Source organism: Sphingobacterium sp. CZ-UAM (assembly GCF_002000245.1).
Taxonomy (GTDB): Bacteria; Bacteroidota; Bacteroidia; order Sphingobacteriales; family Sphingobacteriaceae; genus Sphingobacterium.
Genome location: NZ_MTCM01000002.1, coordinates 252,484 through 268,181, shown reverse-complemented (window position 1 = coordinate 268,181; position 15,698 = coordinate 252,484). Strand labels below are relative to the sequence as shown.

12 protein-coding genes are annotated in these 15,698 nt (G+C 41.4%); 9 read left to right on the top strand and 3 right to left on the bottom strand.

Annotated features, from left to right (window positions below; genetic code table 11):
- The first annotated feature begins 45 nt into the window (after positions 1–45).
- Positions 46–2,772 carry a DUF5695 domain-containing protein gene (locus BWD42_RS11400; RefSeq protein ID WP_077436370.1) on the top strand — a complete coding sequence of 909 codons (2,727 nt, stop codon included), beginning with the start codon at positions 46–48 and terminating at the stop codon, positions 2,770–2,772.
- 311 nt (positions 2,773–3,083) lie between these two features.
- On the opposite strand, the gene BWD42_RS11395 is transcribed toward BWD42_RS11400, so the two are convergent.
- Entirely contained in the window at positions 3,084–5,909 is a 2,826-nt protein-coding gene (locus BWD42_RS11395) for a PAS domain S-box protein (RefSeq protein ID WP_077436368.1), read from the bottom strand.
- 524 nt (positions 5,910–6,433) lie between these two features.
- Between BWD42_RS11395 and BWD42_RS24490 the strand changes: the two genes are divergently transcribed.
- Entirely contained in the window at positions 6,434–7,603 is a 1,170-nt protein-coding gene (locus tag BWD42_RS24490) for a sensor histidine kinase (RefSeq protein WP_139351123.1), read from the top strand.
- Between the two features lie 254 nt (positions 7,604–7,857).
- Here BWD42_RS24490 and BWD42_RS11385 read toward each other — a convergent pair whose 3' ends face one another.
- Entirely contained in the window at positions 7,858–8,982 is a 1,125-nt protein-coding gene (locus tag BWD42_RS11385) for an aldo/keto reductase (RefSeq protein WP_077436366.1), read from the bottom strand.
- Positions 8,983–9,284: 302 nt separating this feature from the next.
- Positions 9,285–9,650 (bottom strand): hypothetical protein, encoded by a 366-nt coding sequence (locus BWD42_RS11380; protein ID WP_077436364.1) that lies wholly within the window; start codon positions 9,648–9,650, stop codon positions 9,285–9,287.
- Between the two features lie 194 nt (positions 9,651–9,844).
- Here BWD42_RS11380 and BWD42_RS11375 point away from each other — a divergent pair, with 194 nt between their 5' ends.
- The 7 genes from BWD42_RS11375 (at position 9,845) to BWD42_RS11345 (ending at position 15,642) form a co-directional block, all read left to right on the top strand.
- Positions 9,845–10,627 carry an NIPSNAP family protein gene (locus BWD42_RS11375; RefSeq protein ID WP_077436983.1) on the top strand — a complete coding sequence of 261 codons (783 nt, stop codon included), beginning with the start codon at positions 9,845–9,847 and terminating at the stop codon, positions 10,625–10,627.
- A gap of 94 nt (positions 10,628–10,721) precedes the next feature.
- Positions 10,722–11,315 (top strand): hypothetical protein, encoded by a 594-nt coding sequence (locus tag BWD42_RS11370; RefSeq protein WP_077436362.1) that lies wholly within the window; start codon positions 10,722–10,724, stop codon positions 11,313–11,315.
- A 56-nt stretch (positions 11,316–11,371) separates the two neighbouring features.
- On the top strand, positions 11,372–11,692 hold the full coding sequence (locus BWD42_RS11365; protein ID WP_077436360.1) for a hypothetical protein: 321 nt from the start codon (positions 11,372–11,374) through the stop codon (positions 11,690–11,692).
- A 12-nt stretch (positions 11,693–11,704) separates the two neighbouring features.
- A complete protein-coding gene (locus BWD42_RS11360; protein WP_077436358.1) occupies positions 11,705–12,562 on the top strand; it encodes a hypothetical protein in 858 nt (285 codons plus the stop codon).
- A 21-nt stretch (positions 12,563–12,583) separates the two neighbouring features.
- Positions 12,584–13,261, top strand: coding sequence for a response regulator transcription factor (locus BWD42_RS11355; RefSeq protein ID WP_077436982.1), 678 nt, complete (start codon positions 12,584–12,586; stop codon positions 13,259–13,261).
- Positions 13,258–14,583: a sensor histidine kinase gene (locus BWD42_RS11350; protein WP_077436356.1), complete on the top strand. Its 1,326-nt coding sequence runs from the start codon at positions 13,258–13,260 to the stop codon at positions 14,581–14,583. Before BWD42_RS11355 ends, BWD42_RS11350 begins: the two co-directional genes overlap by 4 nt.
- A gap of 381 nt (positions 14,584–14,964) precedes the next feature.
- Positions 14,965–15,642, top strand: coding sequence for a hypothetical protein (locus BWD42_RS11345; RefSeq protein WP_077436354.1), 678 nt, complete (start codon positions 14,965–14,967; stop codon positions 15,640–15,642).
- The last annotated feature ends 56 nt before the right edge of the window (positions 15,643–15,698 follow it).

Sequence of the window (15,698 nt, the reverse complement as noted above, 5' to 3'; positions counted from 1 at the left end):
CTTTATAGTCCTATTATAGAATTATAAATTGCTAAACCTGACAATATGAATTTAAAAAATAGTTACTATATCCTCATTACCTTACTTTATATCCTACTGACCAATGCTGCATTTAGCCAACAGGAGGAGCACCCCGTATGGAAAGCTACTAAAAACCAGCCGGCGACTTTGGGTATTGATCAAGGAACTAAAAGCTTCACTTTAGCGCAGCTGAAAATAAAGGTATTCAATCACTCACAGACGCTATCAGCCTTTCAACAGGTCGATGGCGATGCTGCTTTCGACTATACACCGGTGGAAATGTTAGCCAAGCGCGACCGTAACGGTTTCTTTCATATCGGTGACATCAACATCAGTTTGAGACGTCGCGGAGAAATGCAATGGTCGAGTTATTCTTCGGCTAAAGACCGCAAAAAGGTCATCGCATTGCCTCAGTCCAAAACGATCTTGGCTGCTGCTGACATCAGTCCAACATTAGGGAACATTCCCTTACAGGTCAAGCGCAGTTGGGAGAATGTAGGGGGTGATCTTGTCCTGAAATTTCAACTCAGTAATCCGACCGATCAAGCGATTGAAATCGGGGCTTTGGGAATTCCACTTCCATTCAATAATAATATGGACCGGAAGGATCTGAATCAGGCACATGCACAAAATGTATTTTTCGATCCCTATATCGGAAAAGATGCGGGCTATCTCCAAGTAAACCATCTGCATGGAAACGGACCAAGCTTATTGGTAATCCCTTACAGCAATGCCGGATTTGAAGCCTACAACCCTTTACTTGATGACCCTACGCCCAGAAGTATTACTTTCGAAGGCTTCCATGAGTGGATGATCCATAGCAAAGCACTTGCCGAAACGTCCTGGAAGGGCATAGAACAGTGGAATATCCCGACCTCGACGCTCTTACAACCAAAACAATCCAAAACTTTTGCCCTCAAGTTTGTCTTGGCTCCGGGCATTAAAGAAATTGAGCGTACCCTGTTAAAGAATCATAGACCTGTGGCCATTGGTGCTCCCGGCTATGTCGTTCCCTTAGATAATCCGGTTAAATTGTTTATAAAACATAACAAGGCTATTAAAAACATTGCGGTCTATCCGGAAGGCGCTCTAAGCGTTAGCAAGCTAAAAGACAGCCCACAGCAATGGCATCACTTTGAGATCAAAGGTCAGCGGTGGGGACGTGCACGTCTGACTATTACCTATCAGGATGGCATCGAACAAAGCATTCATTACAAAGTCATTAAGTCCGAAAAAGATGTGGTCAATGATCTTGGACATTTCTTGACGACTACCCAATGGTTCGAAAATGACAAGGACCTGTTTGGCAGGTCACCCGCTGTGATTAGCTACGATTATGAAGAAAAGAAATTAGTCACCCAAGAGCCACGCGCTTGGTATGCCGGTTTGAGCGATGAAGCCGGGGCTGCCAGCTGGCTAGCAGCCATCATGAAGCAGATCTTGCAGCCCAATCGCACCGAGATCGCAAAATTGAAACGCTTTGTGCATGAAACGATGTATGGCCGAATCCAGCACAAGAAAGGTGATCAAAAATACGGCGTTGTCAAAAGCTTATTTTATTACGAGCCTGATTCCATGCCGGCAGGCACCTACCAAACAGACATCAACTGGAAGACCTGGTCGGCATGGCCTAAAAAAGAGGCGGATAACATCGGTCGTTCGTATAACTATCCACATGTCGCTGCTGCCCATTGGGTCATGTACCGACTCGCCCGCGATTATCAGGATCTTATCCGGGAAGAGCGATGGAATGTTTATCTAGACCGTGCTTTTCAAACCAGTATGGCGATGATCGAGAAAGCACCTTATTATGCACAATTTGGCCAAATGGAAGGCAGCATTTTTTTGCTTATCCTCCATGATTTGCGCCGTGAGGGAATGACAGCTGAAGCGAATCAATTGGAAGCAGTGATGCGCAAACGGGCCGAACATTGGAAAAGCCTCGCTTATCCCTTTGGAAGTGAAATGCCCTGGGACTCTACTGGACAAGAAGAAGTCTATTTATGGTCCCGGTATTTTGGTTTTGACGACAAAACCCGGGTTACCTTAAATGCCATCCTCGCCTATATGCCTACCGTCCCCCATTGGGGATACAATGGTAGTGCCCGCCGCTACTGGGATTTTGTCTATGGCGGAAAATTATCCCGGATCGAGCGTCAGCTGCATCATTATGGTTCAGCCTTAAACGCAATCCCGGTATTGACGGAATACCGTGACCATCCAGATGATTTCTATCTGCTTCGTGTAGGCCACGCTGGTATGATGGGCGCATTAGCCAATGTGACTGCAGACGGCTTTGGCCCGGCTGCCTTCCATTCTTACCCATCTACCCTAGCCAACGATGGTATTTCGGGCGACTACGGCACTGGATTTTATGGATATGCTGTCAATTCAGGCACCTATATCGTCGACCATCCAGAATTTGGCTGGTTGGCATTTAGTGGAAATCTTAAAGAAAATCGGGATACCATCGAAGTGGATATAAAAACAGCTTCTAAAGGCCGTATTTTCTTAGCAAAAGAAAATTTGTGGCTGACCACGGATGCCGGAGAAATCGAAACCCTGACCTACAATCAAAAGGATAAAAGCATAGTCTTACAATTTAATCAATCCGTACTCGTACCCCATATATTGCTCAATATCAATCCAGAGAGTGGGTATATCGTTGAAGGCCTCGAAAACAAAGACAGATTCAACCGATATGAAGTTCCATCTTCCACAAGCAGTCTAATCCTTAGAAAAACAAAATAACGTATACTTCTTGTGATTCCTACTTCCTCATCTTTAAAAATGCCCTTCTGGTCGAACAAAACCCATATCGCGGAGCATATCAGCTACCGTAGGATCCAAAGGGCATTACCATTGTCTCCATGTTAAAGACATTGGCATTCAACGTGCGCTCTAATTCAGTCGGATAGACTAAGTCCAAACTGCTGCAGTTCAGAACTAAACTCCTCCAGCTCGGATAATTAGGATTACAGCCAAACATTAACGTGATAGACCGTAAGGCATCGAAGGAGGAATTACTTATTCGAGTTGGCACTTAAACTATTTTCACTTAGCTACTTTGGTAATTGCTCCCTGTGAATATCGGTCAGTACCTGATAAAGATCCTCAGGTTTAACAGGTTTTAATAACCATTGCTTAATTTCCAATGACTCACAAACAGCGACAACATTGCTCTCCTGTGGATCAAATATGGGAATAATAGGCTGTATATATTTTTCATTAAAAATCTTTTCCCGAATCTTCTTTATCGTGTCTATGCCACTCATAATAGGCAAGTCGTTCATCATGAGGATTGCTCCATAGCGGCTGCCGCGCATCAAAAGTTGCAAGACTTCGAACCCATTCTTTGCCTGTAGCACAGCGATATTTTTTTTTGTCAATAGCTGGACCAAGCTTTCCCGTTCCCATTCATCATCGGCAACGACCAGGACAGTGTCAATAGATGCCAGCTCTTTCCAATCTTCTGTTTCCCAAATAGAACGTAAGTCAAGGTCGAAAAAGAAATGGCTTCCGACAGCAACCGTACTTTCCAACTGCAGTTCACTGCCCATCATTTTTAGCAAGCGATTGGATATCGTGAGCCCAAGGCCTGTACCCCCATAGCGTTTGGTCATTGAAGTATCCTCCTGCGAAAAGGCTTCAAAGATCTTTGCCTGCTTATCTTCGGGTATACCTATGCCGGTGTCCCGAACGCTGAAACGCAGAAGAGCAGTTTCGGCCTCACGGGACAGAACGGAGATTTTAAATGTAATGTTTCCTTTCGCGGTAAATTTGATGGCATTGCTCATTAGGTTCATCAGCACTTGTTTGATACGAAGTGCGTCTGTCCAAATATAACTTGGCACCTCGGGTGCGATATCTAAATAGAATTCCAGGCCTTTGCCTGCGATCTGAACATTAAAAAGTTTATTCAGCTGATTGATAAGTTCATTAAGGTCGGTTTGCTCAATTTCCAATTCCATTTTACCGGCTTCAATTTTGGAGAAATCCAGTATATCATTGATAATGCCTAACAATAATCCGATCGACTGTTCGACCATCCCTAAATACTCGCGCTGTGTCGCATCGAGATTGGTTCTGGTCAATAAATCGGTAAAGCCTACTATTCCATTCAGGGGAGTCCGTATTTCGTGGCTCATATTGGCCAAAAACTCGGACTTTGCCATACTTGCCTGCTCAGCAAGTCCTTTTGCCCTTTCAAGCTCTTTATGTTGTTGAATAATTTTGCTGATATCTGTAGCTACACCAAGATATCCGATGACCTTCTCCTCGATGTTCCTGATAATGGTCACGGCTAAAGAAACAAACAATTGAGAGCCGTCTTTGCGGATGTAAGTCCATTCACGTTGCTCCGAACCATACAGTTCAGCTTTTTCCACAAAAACCCTGAATCCTTTGACAGGGTATCCCAGCTCTGTGGATAGCTCAGTTTCCCTTGATGCTAACTCGCTCTGCAAATGAAAATGTACCGGACTTAATTTACCGATTATTTCTTCGCTGGCATAGCCCAAAAGATTTTCGGCACCTTTATTAAACAACGTTATTGTGCCTTCGATATCTGTGGCGATAATGGCAACCGCAGAAGTGGCCTCGAGGATATCCTCAAATAGTTTTTTTGAATTTGACGACTCCGCTTCCATTCTTTTACGTCTGTCAATATCCTGGAAGGTACCATAAAGCCGTACACAGACACCATTTTCAAAATCAGCATTGCCCAATGCACGGATCCAAAGTGCATGCCCTTTAAAGGTGATAATTTCCAGTTCAAGATCCCAGGGCTCTCCAGTGGAAATAGCCTGCTCAATGGCCTGCTGGATTTTATTCCGGTGCACTCCTTCCTTGTAAAAATTCAGCGAGCTTGCAAGATCAGGCTCATAATCCTTTTCGACTTCATGGATCTCTTTGGTAATCTCGGACCAGATAATTTTTCCATTCTTCAGATTGTACTCCCAGCCACCGACCCGGGCAACCCGACCAGTCCTTGTCAACATTGCTTGGGTATGTTTTAGATCCTTCTCCAAATAATGCTGCTCAGTGATATCAACCGCATTACCAATTACATAAGCCTTCTTATTTCCGTTGGCCTGGAGAATATTATTAAACATCCAAATACGGATGCCCCCAGCACGTGTGACCGTACGCATTTCGCCTTTGACAATTCCTTTTTTTACAATTTCAACCAGGTAATCCCTAAGATTTAAATGGCCTTCCGCTGGCACAATATCAAAAAGCGAAAGCTTTTCTATTTCCTCTTTTTCATAGCCTAACAATCTGGCTCCAGCCTCATTCACGGTAATAAAATTGCCCTCGAGATCATGAGTACACATGAGACTCTGCGAGTGATCAAAAAAAGCTTTCAGCTTCTGCTCATTTTCTTTATATTTCTCCTTTTCTCGTCGATTGGTAATAAGCGTAACCACCTCATCCCGTAGCAGGGATAGGATGTGTTTCTGGTTTTCGTCGAGTTGCCTGGGCACCCTGTCAATAACGCATAACGCACCCAAAGAAAATCCATTGGCATCAACCAAGGGTAATCCAGCGTAGTACCGGATATGAGGATCCGCCGTTACGAGCGAATTGAACTTAAACCACTCATCTTCAGCAGCGTCCCGAACCTCCAATAATCGATCTTCTGTAAACGTATATTGACAAAAAGATAAATCGCGTGGCGTCTCTTCCACGTCGAGTCCAACGCGTGATTTAAACCATTGCCTTTCTTTGTCTACCAATGAAATTAAAGAGATAGGCATATCACAAACGCGTGAGGCGATCTCCGTGATACGATCGAATTCTGCTTCCGCAGCAGTGTCCAGAATTTCATATTCGTGCAGTGCCTGAATCCGTTGCGACTCATTCTTTGTCGGTGATTTTCCATCCATAAAATCACAAATAAAATTTATAAAAACAAGTTAAATTTCTACACCTTCATAACAAAAACACCAACAATCCTCCTCTCCCATCGGCAATTTACAATAACAGACAGTATAGACTAAACTCTAAACTAATATCGATTAATATATATAATATAGTGACTAACAAATGGTAGATAAAAATAGTTTATTAAAAAATAATGTTTCTTGAAACATAAGAACTAAGTAACGCAAAATGGACACTCGCTAAAACAAAAAAGTTTTCATTAAAACACATTTTTAACTACTTAAAAAATACAAGCTAAAGACGATTGATCATATAAAAATTACTTATTCCATTATAAATATAAAATTATGAAACGATCTGGGTCTATTTATTGTTGTTCAACATAATTGCTATCAACAAGAATATTATAAGAGATTTATTGAACATAATCACAATCTTATTTAATACACATTTGGGTAATTAGCATTCGTCATCATAACCATCAGGTAGCGTAAGCGCTTGTCGAACAAATAAAACAACACAAGAAATGACATTCCAGAATAAGGTAAATCAAGGGAACAAAAAATATAATGACATGGGCGGGATTAATCCTAACCAAAGAATTCTGGAAACGATGTGTAGTCATATCCAAATGAGGTATGGGTTGATACGCAAAAAAAAAGGTAATAAATGGGATAATTATTGTTTTTATGACTACCAGGCTCAACAGATCATCGTTCAGGATAGTAACACCTATGTAAAAATATATCGGGAAATAAGAAAAGGTTTTGAACCAATTTATATTGACAATATAGACCGATGTACAAAACAGCAATGGGGCGAGCTTCTTCAGGAATTTGGATTAAAAAGCTATATTTCCTATCCCATACTTAATAAAAACAACACTATTATTGGCCACTTAAGTTTTATGAATGATGAACCGGTTAAGTTTGACCAGCCTAAATTGGAAACGCTATTCCCATTCTGCAGTGATCTTATTGCTACTGACTTTAGCACAACAACTGAAACGCTGCATCTCCAAAATATACTCGAGCAGGAACGCATTTATTCCAAAAACAGAGATCTTATTTTATTTTCTTTGGCCCATGACTTAAACAATCCAGTTAGTATAATTAAGCTGTTATCTCAATATCTAGGACAGAGTCTAAATGGAGCGCAACAAGTTCTGGCAAAAAAAATAGAAAATGCTTCTAGCCGGATGAAGGGTGTAATCGATGATATTTTAGATTTTAGCAATACCCGGTTTGGACGTGAGGCTGAAAGTTATACAGACCTTGTGAATATGGAGCCGTTAATCAAACAGGTTTTGTCCGAATTTGAAGTGATACATGACAGAAAAGTCTTAACACATATGAGGCTTCCCCTCAATGTGCATTGCGACAAAGCCAAAATGGGAAGAGCCTTTGTTAACCTGATCAGTAATGCGATAAAGCATGGGGAACCGCATCAAGAAATTGAAATAAATGCTTTTATAGAAAAGGACAATTTTATATTCAGTGTAACAAATCAGCTCTCTGCTGCCCATCTATTAAATACTTCGGATCTATTTAAGCCATTTGTTCGTGGCTCGGGTAGCAAGGGGCTCGGTCTGGGACTGTATGTGACCAAAGAAATAGCGAAGTCCCATCAAGGGGATATTGAAGTAGTAATAGAAGACAGGAAAATTACGTTCAAACTCTTGATACCTATAAACTAGTATATTTCTTTTTAATGTTGCTCCAGTAGTACTGAATGTTGATTCAGAAAGTTCACTTTCCTTATCATAGATATCCTCGCTCCTGCCTGCTTGTGAGCCGAGTCCTGATTTCATAAAAGAGCAAGAAAACGGCACATCGACCGAAGAAAATGAAGATTCAAATACGGACTTATCACGTATAAAGAATGACGGTCCAGACGACACGGAAGAAGGACAGGCTAACGTGAAGAAAGATGTTGAGGATGAAATAACTATTATGCTTTTGGTACCGGTGCATTCGCTGCAATTAATTTTTCATGCTTTAATTCTTCCCAAAAATCAGCGGGAATTTTAGCCTTGAGAGACTCGGCATTTTGTACCGCCTGCGCGACCGTATGTGCTCCGGGTATAACCCCTGAAACTTCACTTGGTGCAGCAGCAAATTGTAATGCTGCTGTCCGTAGGTCTACGGCATGATCGTCTGCCACTCTTTGTAAAGCATTTAATTTTTCTTTAACCCCAGCAGGAAACTTGCCATCATACAGATAGCGGTCTTTGCCTGACAGAAATCCAGCACACAGGGGTGCACCTACAACAATGGACAAGCCTCTTTCAGCGATTTTTGGGAATACCTTATTCAGATCATCATCATGTTTGATTAATGAATATTGGCAGGCTGAGAGAAAAATATCGGGATCCGCCACATCCAATGTTTGCAATATCGGTTCGATGGTATTGACACCTAGCCCCCACCCTTTTATTATCCCCTCCTGCCTCATTTTAGTCAGCTCAGGCATGGCTCCTTTCGCCGCTTGCTCGAAATAACTAGCATAGCTATCTTTCATATCGCCATTGTCGGGTGAAAGATCATGGATATATACGATATCTATGGATGATACACCCAGGCGCTGTAAGCTATCCTCTACGCTTTTTCTGACACCGGCAGCACTGTAATCATATCGATAACTAAAATTCATTTTACCCTTCCATAACAACTGCTCCATTGTAAAACCCTCTTTAGGTGACAAGAGTCGTCCTACTTTAGTCGAGAGCGTAAAACTGTCCCGTGGCTGATCTTTTAAAAATAAGCCCATCCTACGTTCGCTGATGCCCAATCCGTACCATGGAGAAGTATCAAATAATCGTACCCCTGCATTCCAAGCCGCTTCCACTGCTTGGAGGCATTCAAGATCTGAGTGTTGCTGAAAACCGTTTCCTAATGCCACACCGCCAAAGCCGGCTTTTTCATTGGGACGAAACCTCTTATGTTGATCTAAATTTTCAGGTTTTACCATCTTATGTTCTTTAATTGTTGTTGTCAAAATATCTGGTGCTGCTGCGCTCAAGATTAACCCCGATCCTGCAAGGCCTGTCTGCACTAAAAATTTTCTTCTTTTCATACGTTCAACCTTATCTAAATTCCCTTGCCTGTGATAAAGTTTTTTTGTTACGGCCAGCTAGATCAAAAATTTAGCGTGAACAGTACCATCAGGAATCTTGCATAAAAAACCAATCTCAAACCTACTTTGTTTTAAAAGATCAGTAGTGGAACAGCAAGCGCTTCAGCTATTACCCGAATTCGATCCTATCCGCCATACTTGATGCTATATTTTGGTCGAAAATGGCGAATCGGGTCACGGCGAAGAGAAAGTGTATGCCCCTAATCATATCTCAGGTGAGCGTTAATGATAGACAGTCCAACTTAGTCTAAGGCGGGTTCATATTCAATGCCATTTATTCCATCAAGAACACCATAATTGATTTTGGCAGTAATCGTGCAAATTTCGTTAAATCTATTTTTCACTTGTAGATCAATGTATACCTTGGTCAGAAAACGCCCATTGACATCCCTAAAACTCCAATAATCCTTCAACCAGTGTTTTCTATGTTCAAAATTGCCTAATGACCGGTTTAAAACCTGATGTGCTAACAACTCGAGCTTTTGCTGTTCTAAATCAAAGCTTATGTATTCGTCCATCGCAATACGAACAATTTTCTTTCGCTGAAAATGGCCGTAAACCGACCAAGTCCCTGCTGTAATAGCCAAGAAAAAAACTAATATGTCCATAATCCGTCGTATAGATGATAGGACGAAAGGTAGCAAATTGTATGATAGAAAAAGAAAACACTGGTTTTATTTTTTGAAAGTGTATTTCTGGTTCGAACATCTATATTATAAAAAAATCTTATTTTTAATCTGTATTTTTCTAATGATAAGAAAACAAAAAATATAATCTAAATCTATAAAACTAAATGTTAAACATGATCAAGCCTATGAATCCGGGACAGTGGATGTTAATTCTGTTGATTTTTATAAGTAGTCAATCCAGCAGTTTTGCCCACGCAGCAACCACTTATTTTCAATTAAAAGTTTATCACTTCCAAACCACAGAACAAGAACAGGTGATCGATCGTTTTCTTGAAAAAGCCTATTTGCCGGCAATGCATAAATTAGGATTTAAAGAGATTGCCGTATTCAAACCGATTGACAATAAGGATAAAGCGGATAAATTGGTTTACGTCTTCAGTTCATCAACTAAACTTGAAAAATATGCAAGTCTTGATGTCGATATCTTAAAAGATAAACGGTATTTAGAATCGGGAAAGGAATACCTCGATGCCGCACATACCCATCCGCCTTACTCAAGGATTGAAACGATTTTAATGAAAGCCTTTGAGGGTATGCCATTTCTTACTCTCCCCAAATTAAACGGGGATAAAAGTGAACGCGTTTACGAATTGAGAAGCTATGAAGCTCCAACCGAAAAGTTATCTGCAAATAAAATCTCCATGTTCAACAATGGTGAGATCGATATCTTCAACAAGTTAAATTTTAATGCCGTTTTCTATGGTCAGGTTATTGCAGGCAGCACGATGCCTAATTTGATTTATCTTACGACCTTCGAAAACATGAACGAACGGGACGCGCATTGGAAAGCGTTTGGCCCTTTATATAAACCAATGGCGGAGCTGCCCCAATACCAAAATAATGTTTCTAAAAACGTAACTACCCTTTGTCGGCCAACACAGTATTCAGATATTTAATCAAATTGAGTCCCACTGAGATTTTTTATTCAGATTAAAGATTTCATTTTTTTTTCATAATCGGCGTTTAGCTTTGATTAACAAATTATAAAAAATGAAAATTTTGGGATTATTAGCCATCGGCTTGTTGCTAGGTACAACAGGGATGGCACAGGAAACAAAATCTAAAGTTCATTCATCGCAAAGCGCAGAAACTACCTTGCAGAACAATAAATCAAAAAAAACTGCAACGTTGAAAGCGGAAGGAAATGGGGTGGTCGAACAAGAAATCAGGGGCAAACAAGAAGTTGCTCAATCAATAGATGCTGCTGAATCAAAAGGCAAAACAGCGGTAAGCCAATTGACAAAAACGGTATCCGGAGCTGAAACAGGCAAAGCTGTCAGCGAATTAGCCACAGCTGGTAAAATAGATGCAAAAACCGAGCATCCGGATAATCATGGTGCTGCTGTAAGCACTGTCGCTAAATCAGATATTGCATCAGATGTTAAAGGAAGTACAGTAAGCACTGTCGCCTCTTCCGTAGGGCAGGCTCACGCTGCAGTAAAAACAGTGGATGTTGCTACACAAGCGGCGGTCAAAAGTACCCCCAATGTAAAGGCAAACGTCAATGCCAAAACAAAAATTGACGTAAACTCAACCAATGTGCGTACAAATACGAAAATTCGTACCGGAGTGGGTATTAAATAAGCAGATAAAATCTAACTTTGAGCTGAAGTCATTAGTTCAAAGTTAGATTGATCAGAATGAGCAGTATGTTTCACAAGGCATGGTTTACAGCTTTACTAATTTTCGCTATACGGATCGGCGTCGCTACAGCAGCTATCCCACAGGATACTATTGCACAGTCGGCATCCTCAAAACAAAAGCACGAGGAAGCTAACCGGCCAGCCAGTCAGGCCAAAGAAACTGTTAGCCAAACGAAAGAAAAAGTAATAAAATCTGTACCCAAGGCTCGCAATCAACAGATCCCCCGCCCTGTAATACCTCGAATTAATTCGGTGAACCCTGATGTTCGGGTAAAAGTGAAAACAAAGATCAACACAAAAATTAGGATAAAACTTTAAGCATCTATTTCCATGAAAACGCTATATTTTTTGATAGCAGCATTAGCCGTTACTCAACTATTCGGCAGCGTAGCTTGTTTTGCCCAAGAGCCTGACAGTACAGCCCGGAAAACGACGTTTACCTGGACTACATTACTGAGCAACAATGCCAATTACTATGGACAAACCGCATCGGAGAAACTTCCCTTTGCCTATACAGATCTACGCATGCTGACGACTTCGGGATGGCATATTTCCGCGGGTGGCTACCAGCTGCTGAAAGAAAACTCCGCTCCTTCCGAGCTTCATGTGGGAACGGGATTTGAATTTAAACTGAACAAAGCCTTGTCCCTGAACATTGGTTATACGCGTTCTTTTTATCAGAAAGAATCTCCCCTGTTGCAGGCCTCCAATCCAAACAATGTTTCAGCTGAACTGGGATTCAGCCATATCTTTCAGACCGATCTGGAAGGTGATTACAATTTTGGTAAAGAAAACGATGTATTCGTAACGCTGACCAATAGCAAAATCGTGAATATCCATAGTTTTACGTCAAAAGATCTCCTCTATATCAAACCGAATATCGCCTTGACCACCGGTACACAACGTTATTATACGACATATCTGGAGGAGAAAGAAAGGAGGCTTGGTCTTCCAGGATTTTTGGATGACAAATTACCACCTGTCAATCAAAAGCCGGAATATGAGGAAACGACTGTTGAGTCAACCGGGTTCAAAATGCTGTCTTATAATTTTCAGCTTCCCTTGATCTGGCAATATGGCAATGGTGCATTCTTACTCTCCTATCAACTCTCGGTACTGGGAAAGAATGCCGCGGCGGAGCAAAAACATAATTCGTTTTTTAATGTGGGATATTTTTATCAATTTTAATTGAAGCTATTTGCAAAGGGTATGAAGGTACTTATCGTAGAGGACGAACCGGAATTGGCCCGGGAAATTACCGATTTTCTCCGGCTTGAACAATACGATTGTCAGGTTTGCTCAACCCTAGCAGATGCGATACGCGTACTTAGGGATCGTTTCTTTGATGCCATAGTCCTTGATCTAAGCCTGCCGGATGGAGATGGCATGAACCTATTGGATATGATCAGAACGGATCACCCGGATAGCGCTGTCGTGATTGCCTCCGCGCGTGGTGCTCTTGAAGACCGCATACTGGGATTAAAAAATGGTGCAGACGACTACCTTCCCAAACCTTTCTCCTTGGCCGAACTGCACATACGCCTATTCGCTATCTATCGACGCCGTTTGGGCCATACCGCTCAGCCACTACAGGTGGGTGAATTTAGTATTGATATTGAAAACAGGGCTGTTTATTACCAGGATCAAGAAATCGTCCTCTTCAAAAAGGAATTTGATATCCTGACCTATCTTCTACTAAACAAGAATCGCCCCTTGAGCCGCTCGCAATTGTACGAGCATGTGTGGGGAGACCTGAGCTTTCCGAATACGGACTCAAATTACATTGATGTCCATATCAAAAATATCAGGAAAAAAATGTCGGTGTTTGCACCTGTCCCCTGGCTACAGTCGGTTCGGGGAATCGGCTATAAAATTGTATTGCCGTGAAACTGAACACTAAATTTACGCTCTATTTTGCTTTTTCGAAACTGCTGATCTTTGGCTTTTTCTTATGCATCTTGCCGATAGTCTTCAGTTGGTATACGCAATACTCCATCGATAGATTCCTACATGGCCAAGAGACCAAAGTATTTGACAAGATCCGTGAAAACGGCATGGAATACTATCTGCAAGGGGAACAGAACTACGGCAGTTATACCATGCTCAAAGAAGATTATATTGCCATTCAGACGGCCAGGGCTGACTCTTCCGATTTAGGCCCGTCACATATAGACAATCAGCGGCGCATTGTGGAAAGCGACACCTTAAACTACCGGATTTTGCATCGCTTTTTTGAAGCGGATGGAAAAATGTACTTATTGGAAATTGGTAGATCGCAACATAGCATCTCACTTTATGCGGCTATCCTGCAACAGGTCGCACTCGTTATTTTAATGGTATTGTTTTTACTGACCATCTCCGTGGATTATTTTTATGGACGCCATCTGTTGAGCCCGTTACAACGAATTATTCGCTATCGGCTTTCCGAACAACAGTTTCCATTTGACCTGGAATTTAAAGCAATCCCAACGACGACAACAGACTTCCGCCTGCTGGATGAACACCTTTGCGACCTTATGCAAAGGGCTACACACGCCTATACACGCGAAAAGGATTTTACCGCCAATGCTTCCCACGAACTGCTGACACCAATCAGCATCCTGCGAGGTAAGATAGAAAATATGCTAATCCAGCCAGATCTTAACCTGGAATTGCAAGAAAAGCTCCTTTCATCGTTACAAACACTCGATCGTCTGAACGGGATCGTTAAAACACTGCTCTTCCTGGCACGCGTCGATAGCGGCCAGTACCAGCGTACACACAAGGTTTTAATCAGACCATTGCTAACAAGGGTAACCGAAGAGCTTGAACCACTCATGGCTGAAAAACAGATTTATCTGTCTATTGAGGTTCCTAAAGATATTGCCTTAAGCCATCAACACGAAGAGCTTCTCTTCCATCTGTTCCATAATTTGATCAATAATGCAATCATATATAACCGTCCACAAGGTTGGATCAACATTACCCATAATTTTGATGGAACAAATCATCAAATAATAATTTCGGATAGCGGAGTGGGAATGACTGCGACCGAATTAGAGAACCTTTTCGAACGTTTCAGGAGTAAATATTCAAAAGGGAATGGGCTGGGTATGTCGATCGTAAAAAGCATTGCGGATTTTTTGCAGATCAACATACAAATAAATTCTAAACCCCAAAAAGGTACAACAGTCTATCTTTACTTTCCTTCAAAGGAACCAATCGATTAAATTTCCTCAATAACAAACTTATCCGCGCCCGGAAAATCATCATTTTTGTCCTGATCCACTGGAATGCAAACCTTATTGGCTATATAGCGGTAAAAAAATAATCATGCTTTTTATATATTCAACCAATAGGAGTAAATACTAAGCCAGGCTATGACGATCCATCACAATTTACAAAAGTCTAAATCGGTTTATGGTGAGTCTGTACAGAAAAATGGATATTAAAACAAGATCAGATACAACGAAAATACCTAGTGCTAGGTATTTTTTTTTGATCAAGGCCTAGATAAATTTGCTTTATCAATACGAAGCTATAAGAAAGGGTTTGTGCCAATCTCGAGAATATACAAATTCATCATACGTTAACCCTAAAAAATTAATCCTATGAAAAAAGTATTATATCTATCGTTAGTAGCTATCTTAGGAGTGGTAGCGATATATGCTTGCACACGCGAGGACGTAGTGGAAGAAAACAATACAGGAACGGTATCCTTTTTTACAAAGAGCGATCTGGGTAATATAGATATATTTATCGAAGGGAAAAAAGTAGGTACCATCAGACATTATCACGCTGGAGGTGTTACCTGTGGGCAAGCCGATGTAAACGTCAAAGAGTATGAAGGTACCCATTCTTTTACGGCTAGTTCTACAAATGGAACTACTTGGGCAAGCAGCGTAACATTTACTGCCGGTGTTTGTAACACCATGGAACTCACCGGCAGCAATGGAGGCGGCGGTGGTGGTGGAGGCAACAGCAATTGCAAACAATATAGTCTGGTAGGCAAATGGCTAAGAACTAATTCATCTACACACCCACCCTGTGTTAGAAATGAAGTGATTACCTTTAATGGCTCAACGGGTACAGTCACATCGTCAATCGGCTGTTGCTTCCCCGTTGGGGATGTAAAATGGAAAGGCTATAACCAAAATAATTGCACTATTTACACCTTGAATAGAGGTACAAATGATTGTTCAATTGGCGATTACAGCTCGGTATCCGTTATTTTTTCAGGCAATAATTATGTCGCTATCGGAAACGTTGGTTATACAAGAGTACCATAAGAAACGAGGAATGAAAAATGAAAGAAATTGGGGCCGTATCAAAACACCTATTTTGA